General features: G+C 44.8%; 7 protein-coding genes. 3 read left to right on the forward strand and 4 right to left on the reverse strand.

Annotated elements, in window-relative coordinates; genetic code table 11:
* Positions 1-2: 2 nt before the first annotated feature.
* The 4 genes from BWI96_RS03705 to BWI96_RS03725 all read right to left on the reverse strand — a co-directional run bounded on the left by BWI96_RS03705 (position 3) and on the right by BWI96_RS03725 (position 3,652).
* Positions 3-302 (reverse strand): rhodanese-like domain-containing protein, encoded by a 300-nt coding sequence (locus BWI96_RS03705; protein WP_106635336.1) that lies wholly within the window; start codon positions 300-302, stop codon positions 3-5.
* Between the two features lie 67 nt (positions 303-369).
* A complete protein-coding gene (locus tag BWI96_RS03710; protein WP_106635337.1) occupies positions 370-672 on the reverse strand; it encodes a rhodanese-like domain-containing protein in 303 nt (100 codons plus the stop codon).
* A 287-nt stretch (positions 673-959) separates the two neighbouring features.
* Positions 960-2,798: a T9SS type A sorting domain-containing protein gene (locus BWI96_RS03720; RefSeq protein WP_157830202.1), complete on the reverse strand. Its 1,839-nt coding sequence runs from the start codon at positions 2,796-2,798 to the stop codon at positions 960-962.
* Between the two features lie 38 nt (positions 2,799-2,836).
* Positions 2,837-3,652 (reverse strand): PASTA domain-containing protein, encoded by an 816-nt coding sequence (locus tag BWI96_RS03725; RefSeq protein WP_106635340.1) that lies wholly within the window; start codon positions 3,650-3,652, stop codon positions 2,837-2,839.
* 286 nt (positions 3,653-3,938) lie between these two features.
* Here BWI96_RS03725 and BWI96_RS03735 point away from each other — a divergent pair, with 286 nt between their 5' ends.
* From BWI96_RS03735 to BWI96_RS03740, 3 genes are all read left to right on the forward strand, one after another.
* A complete protein-coding gene (locus tag BWI96_RS03735) occupies positions 3,939-4,379 on the forward strand; it encodes an NUDIX domain-containing protein (RefSeq protein ID WP_106635342.1) in 441 nt (146 codons plus the stop codon).
* Between the two features lie 109 nt (positions 4,380-4,488).
* Positions 4,489-4,635 (forward strand): hypothetical protein, encoded by a 147-nt coding sequence (locus tag BWI96_RS21420; RefSeq protein WP_157830203.1) that lies wholly within the window; start codon positions 4,489-4,491, stop codon positions 4,633-4,635.
* Positions 4,636-5,980: 1,345 nt separating this feature from the next.
* Positions 5,981-6,229, forward strand: a 249-nt coding sequence (locus tag BWI96_RS03740; protein ID WP_157830204.1) for a hypothetical protein, incomplete at its 3' end; no start/stop codon positions are given.

Consider the following 6,229-nt stretch of genomic DNA (forward strand, 5'->3'; position numbering starts at 1 on the left):
CCTTACACAACGGCATACGCCTGTAAGCCCCCTTCCAGGTTATGGATATTCGTAAAACCCTGTTTGGCTAATACTCGAGCGGCGATGGCACTTTGTAGCCCCGTTCCGCAAACCACTACGATTTCTTCATTCTTCCAGGAATCGGGAATATCATGCACGCGTAAGAGTAACTCATCCAGCGGAATGTGTAGACCGCCGATGGAAAAATTCTCCCGTTCGTAAGGCGTGCGAATGTCCAGAATCTGAAGGGGATCGCCTGCCTGAAGCCGGCTTTTCAAGGTAGAGGCATTGATAGGTTCCATCCTTATGTGCGTAAAGAAAAATACCTCTCTAGAGTGGTCTAAAGAGGTATCAAATTATTAATCATAATTATTTAGATTCCAGCTCATTATAAGCTAAGATTCCACCTAGAACGTTACGAACGTTCGTGAAACCCTGGCTTTCGAGAAACTGCTGAGCCCGTCCTGAACGTGCCCCTGAACGACAATGAATAATGATTTCTTCGTTTTTTAAAGGCTCTAGCTCGTCCAGATGATCGGGTAGATCGCCTAAAGTAATTAGTCTGCCGCCTAAGTTTTGCTCTTCGTATTCATCGGGATTACGAACGTCGATCAGGTTGATTTTTTCTCCTTTGTCGAGACGCTCCTTGAGCTCCTGCACTGAAATATCCATGTGTTCGTCAGTTAATTGTTGAATGAGAAAAGGGGTTTTAAGCCTGTTCAGATTCAAAACAGCTGTGAGAGGTATAAAGTGCAAAGCAAGCAAAATGTTTCAAAAACCAGAAATAAGATAAGGAAAGGTTTAGAACTTATTTTGGCTTATGTGAGAGCGATGAATGAAAGTAAGTTGGGTAATGCTTTGGGACAAGTAAAGGTAATGAACGCTCCGGTTTTCGTTCTCTAAAGCGATTACCCTTAGGATGGACTGCCAGCGAAAAAACGGCTTTGGATGAAAGACGATTAATTCTCTATCACGAGTTTCTTCACAAATGATTGCCGACCATTGGATAAACGGATCAGGTAGAGTCCTCTTCGTAAACCGGAAAGATCCGCCGTTGAATCCGTAGCGTTAGAGTTGGCGTACAATCGACGTCCAGAAACGTCAAAAACTTCGATGGACCGAAATGCACTTAAATTCCAGCGAATGGGTCCAGCCGAAGGGTTAGGATGAATCATGAGCTGGTCTTCCGAAATGTCTTCCACCCCCGTTATCAGTTCACTGGATTGCCCTCCCATTACCGGTCGAAGCAGTAGGGTTCCTGCCAGCGTGGTATTACCAACCCATTCATTGCCCAAGTTGTAATAAATCTGATTGGCAAACTGAGGGGTATTTTTGTCCAGTCCAATGGCTACTACATCATCCGATAGCTGTTGATAAGCCAGCCAGAACGTGTCCTTTACGGCAGGAGGGTATTGAAATTTCATTTCCACAAACCCCCGTGGGTCAGAGGGATACCGAATAGCAAAAGACTGTCGAGTCATCGTTTGACCGGGTTTATTGCCTTGGTTTTGAAGGACATAAACGGCTATCGACTGATTGGTAATATCGGTTTTGTAGCGAATGGGCTGAAAGCGAATGCCCGAAACTACGTCTTCTTTGCGAAGAATAAACCGCACCGCCACGTAACCGTATTTCTGATTAATACCAGCGGCATATTCGGCAGTGCCGTCGTCGTAGGCAAAGTAATTGGAAAGTTCGGTGGTGGAAGATAACGTATCGTTTCTCCGTAAATCGACTCCGGGAATGCTGGGATTCTGGTCGTCAGTGGTAAGAATGTCAAACGTAGTACGAATAACGGCCCGGGTTCCGCCAAAAGCAGGTAAGGGGGTGGGACGGACGAATTTTTCCTGCGAACGTAATTGGGGAATATTTTCGGAAATGGTCTGCGTGAAATTCTGAATCTGCTGATTCGTGGTCATTTCCTGAGCCCGAAAACGTAAGGTCGTAAAGTTATTGTTATTAAAAAGATTCGTGATGTCTGTTGAAATGGTGTCTGCCGTTTCGGCTGCCGGATTGATGAGGTAATGAGCCAGCGGCATCGTCCGGTAATGTTTCAGATACGAGCTAATGGAGCGGCGAATGGAGACGTCTTTAATGTAACGGTCATTACTATTTCTACCCCGATTCAGGTAAACGTAATCTACGTGCCAGGCATCAAATGGCCCGGATTTCCGACCAAAGGCTTCGATTCTGAACTGAAACCCAGCGTGCAGATAAAGAGCGGCTTTCACCGGAATCATGGCTATGGCAAACTCGTTCATGACCTGTCCGCCCTTCGTAACCCAGACCGTTTGCCATAAGTTACCGTTGGTTAGGAATTGCACCCGCAGGGAATCATCCGAGTCTGGCTGATCGCCAAGCCCTTTACTCAACCAATGAAAACTCAGGTAAAGCGAGTCTCTGATGGAGTACGAGGAAAGGTCGATGGGCAGGGAGGTAAGTGAATCACTCAATCCTTGAGCGTACTGGTTACTAAAATCGTAAGGAGTACCGTCGCGTCTCAGGCCGTCGAAGGTCACCATGTTTAAAGAAGGATGGGTTGTAGCCATGGTATTATTCACCACCGTACCACCACCCGATGCCCATAAAGCCGGGTCTGGAATGCCCGTTCGGGTAATCGAAAAATCATCAAAAAAAGGTAAGCTTACGGCCTGTGTGCGAGCTCCCCGTAGGCTGCCATTTTCCTGAGCCTGCGTGAGGGGGAAAACCTGAAAAGGAGCCTGGGCAAGGCTCCTGATCCCGGATAAAAGAGGTATGATAAGCAGCAGGACACGGCCTATTTTTAAAAATAAATTCATAGCTGAAACGTACTGCCGGGTTGAGGGCAAAAGATAACTTAAGGATTTTCAGGGGTGGTTGCTCCTTCACCAGTGTCCATGTCAGGTTTGCCCGCAATCCAGAGGTCAATGATTTCGCCCACGTGAATTTTGCCACCAATACCGGGGGCGGGGCGTTGCTCAACTACGGTTCCGCGAACGGCTCCGGGAACGTCTTTATACAGGACAGTTCCCACCCGTAAATCAGAGCCTTTAATGATTAACTCCGCTTCATCGAGGGAAACACCGATGAGATTAGGCACGTCAAGTTCGGTATTGCCAATGCCATTACCCACTACAAGTTCAATTTTAGAGCCTTTAGGAATAAGGGTGCCGGGTTCAATTTTCTGCCCATTATATCGCTGTTCCAGTACGGCGTTTTCGGCAATATCAGGGATGTAACGAATATTACCTTCCTGTAAGCCTTCACTTCTCAGAAGAGACAAGGCACTTCGCAGACTCGTGTTGGTTGAAACCAGATCCGGCATCCGAATCATGGGAGCCGTGGCCATCGTCACCGTGAGGTAAATGTTACGGCCTTCTTTAACCAGTGAGTTAGGAAAAGGATACTGCGAGAGAACCGTAAAAGGTGGAACTCCGGGAACGAAAGTGCAATCGGAGACGATATACTCCAGCTTCCGCTCGCTGAGCGTGTTTTTTACATCTTCCAGATTTGACTTCCTCAAATCGGGTACGGTAATACTCTGTCCGTGATTGGTGGACCAAGGCAGATACAGAAAAAAGAATCCAAGAAATAAAGTCAGGACAATACCAATCACCAGTAAGATGTGTATAATCAGGTCTTTTCGGGATCGGGTATTAATGTAAATGGCCATAGAAAATATAAAGCGTGTTGAAGCATCACTCGGACAGCCGAACGGACTAGTAACGAAAAAAGGAGCTTCTATTGGGATACAAGTTTACGGAAAATCGCAGGATTTTTTGATTAATCTCATTTACTGTCGGACTTCCTGTTATGAAAATCAGATTTTAACCCAAAAGGTTTAGGTAGTTTAGATGGATGAAATTAGTTTCAGGTTTGAAATTTGGGTAAGGTTTGAGGGAATATCTATTACTTTTCAAGCCATCAAACCTGAAACGATCAAACTTTAGAATGGTAAAATGAAAGTACGTCCTGCGATTGTTATTGTAGAAAATGAACACGTGTTATTAACCCGCTATCGTTACGGAGCGGAAGATGTATTTCAGTTGCCCGGCGGAAATCCAGATCCCGGCGAGACGATGCCTGAAACGCTCATTCGGGAACTGAGCGAGGAATTAGGCATTGAGATTGAAGTGCAGGGGCTATTAGTGATGGGAGAAGTATTAGTACCCCAGTTGAAACAGGGCGTTCTGCATTGCGTTTTCGCCGGAACACTCGTAGGTGGAATCCCGATCATTAATCCTGCTGAAACCACAGCTCAGGAAGTGGTCTGGAAGCCTTTGAGGGAAATCGCCGCGTTAAATCTATATCCCAACGTAGGAACCGAACTGCTGGAACTGGTCAGTGGCCTCAGAACCTCGCCTTATCTGGGCAAAATCAATCAGCAATGGTTTGGGTAGGTTTGAGCAAAAAGAATCGTTTTAAAGGGCTTTTGGCACGTTAATTTTGAGAAAACCCTGTGTTAGGCAATGCCTTCTAACTATTGTGTCACCCTTTAAAACGATTTTTATGAAAATCTTACCCGTAACCGCAGGGGTTGTAGTAGCCCTTTCCGGAGCCCTGATTTATACCTGGAACAAGTACCTGAGACAGCGTCCCAGCCAACGTCTGCAACCCATATCAAGAGAAACGGCATTAAGTACCGAAAGACCATAGGAAAACTCAGGTGAATGCCTGAGTTTTCAAATAATGTAAGCCAATTAAAAACTACCTCAAATTAAGTTCTGATGGGGTTTTCTGATATTAAACCTGGCGAATCGCTTATCACTATGTGATGCCAGAGACTTGCCACAGACATACAAAATTATTGACTGGCGAGTGGAACTTTTTCCAAATCAATCCGTCTTAACAAGACCGATTGATTTGGAAAAGAGCTTTAGCCTGACTATGCCTGGAAATCCAGATCCAGCCAGTTCCATTCGTTCAGCTGAAATTTGTTTCGAAACCCTTATAATTCGATCGAGACGATGAATTGGCTTGAATCCCTGTCTTTCAGTTTTTGAGCTTACCAGTCTTTCAGTTTTTGAGCTTACCAGGAGATTTACTCCACTCAGAGCCAGTTAGGAGTTTGCGTCTGGTACCGAGATTAGATCGGCTCGCAGATATGTCGTTACGGATAACCTACTTATGATGTGCTACGGGGCTCAAATTCCAACAAATTGCTATACATCTGATTCTACTATTCAGATCAATTCTGGCAATCTAGTTCCATACGATCTAGAAAAACCTCATAACTTAAGTGCTTTCGATGAATGACTCCTCAAACCTAAGCCATGATTAAGTTAGAACCAACGTAAAAATCGTTACAAGGTCTTATGGCTTGCCAATAAACAGCAGTACATTACGACTTTGAAACTTAGAATTGCACTGGAGCTGTTCGTGGAGGCTTCTGGAGAAGTGGGTCAGTTTGCCGTGCCTTATTCTTAGAAACGCAATATTAATGTTTCTCATAATACAGATAGAAGCTGGCCCATAATCATTTTAAGGACTACCAACACGATTGTTTTTTTGCCTTTACTATGATTTCTGAACGCACTTTGATTCTGGGAGAGCATTTTATGGTCAGTGGATCAGATATAAATAATTTCTGAAGAAACGTTCGATATATTTCTATTCGGGTGAGAAAATCGCTTATACATAGAACTTGAAGGGGTGAGATTAAGTTTCAGGTCCCCAAATTAAGATTCAGGAAATAAACGGCGAGGAAAAATATGCCTGGCAATATCCCGACGATCCCAACTCCCTAACGGTGATTGCAGGAGTGAATTTTGAACCCCAGGAAGGTTACTGTTGTCGTTAATGTTAGTAATGGCATTCTCGTCGAACACAATACTCAAATCGATGTCCTAACTCCTGAAAACAGACCCGTCTCTTTTGTCTCCGCTTTTCCCGTGGATACTACTCACGTTCAATTAGAAATGCCTGAAGGTGAGACGTTTCCTGTAAAACTTTTAATCTCCGCTTACCCCCAATCCCAATAAACACAGAAAACCAACGACCCATGAAAAAACTCCTTTTTCTTTTAGTGCTTTTGCCTACGCTACTGAAAGCACAATACCCTAAAACAATCAAAACTACCAGAGATACTTCAGAGGGAGCCTCCGTTAAGGGGCGAATGGCCCTTAACGGAGGCTGGGATGGTACATTGGTTGGAAAAGATGTGAATGGAAAATCTTACATCGCTGCTTCAGCACATTTCGAAAGTTACGCTCAACTCAGAAGTATGGTTGCGTTACGTTCGGGCGTTCGT

This window comes from Siphonobacter sp. SORGH_AS_0500, assembly GCF_002838835.1.
GTDB lineage: Bacteria > Bacteroidota > Bacteroidia > Cytophagales > Spirosomataceae > Siphonobacter.